The organism is Pseudomonas sp. 1D4 (genome assembly GCF_001728925.1).
GTDB lineage: Bacteria > Pseudomonadota > Gammaproteobacteria > Pseudomonadales > Pseudomonadaceae > Metapseudomonas > Metapseudomonas otitidis.
The window spans coordinates 1-616 of the sequence record NZ_LXJQ01000132.1 but is presented as its reverse complement, the minus strand read 5'-3'; the positions used below and the strand labels follow the sequence as shown (position 1 = coordinate 616).

Annotated in this window: 1 pseudogene; it reads right to left on the bottom strand. The window is 68.5% G+C overall.

Going from position 1 to position 616, the window contains the following annotated elements:
- A pseudogene (locus tag A7D27_RS28895) lies at window positions 1-616 on the bottom strand (DUF2345 domain-containing protein); the annotation flags it as partial.

The window sequence follows — 616 nt, the reverse complement described above, 5'->3', positions numbered from 1 at the left end:
TTGCCGTAGCTGTTGTCCGGCGCCGTTTCGAACAGCCCCTCCGGGCTCATGTCCCTGAAGCCGTAGCGTTTGCAGTGGTCGACCAGGCTGTCGAGGCTCTGCGCATCGTACAGCTCGCGGTCGTCGCGCTGGCACTGGGCGGTGAGGGCGGAGTTGCCGAGGTTGTTGCCGGTGCCGTCGAAGAACAGGCCGATGCGCAGGGTGATGCCGGTTTCCGTGGCGTCCAGTTCCTCTTCTTCCTCCTCCTCTTCCAGCTCGGCTGCCGCCTGCAGGCGCTTGGCCAGTGCCGAGGGTTGCGCCGTGCTGAGGCGGTTGCCGGCCATGGCCAGGGCGGCAGAGGCGGGTAGCCAGGGGCCGAGGGCTTTCAGGCCGCTGCCCTTGCCCGGCGCGCCGCCGGCGTTGAGCTTGGCCAGCGGGCCGCTGACGGTGACGCCGCCGGGGTCGAGCTTGATGAAGCTGCCGCCGGCCTGGAGGGTCAGTTCCATGCCGGCTTCGATCACCAGCTTCTGCCCGGCCTTGAGGTGGATTTCCTGCCCGGCCTCCACGAGCCGGTTGCTGCCGATGCGGATGTGCTGCTCGTTGCCCACGGTGAGGTGGTCGTCCTGCTTCAGTTCGG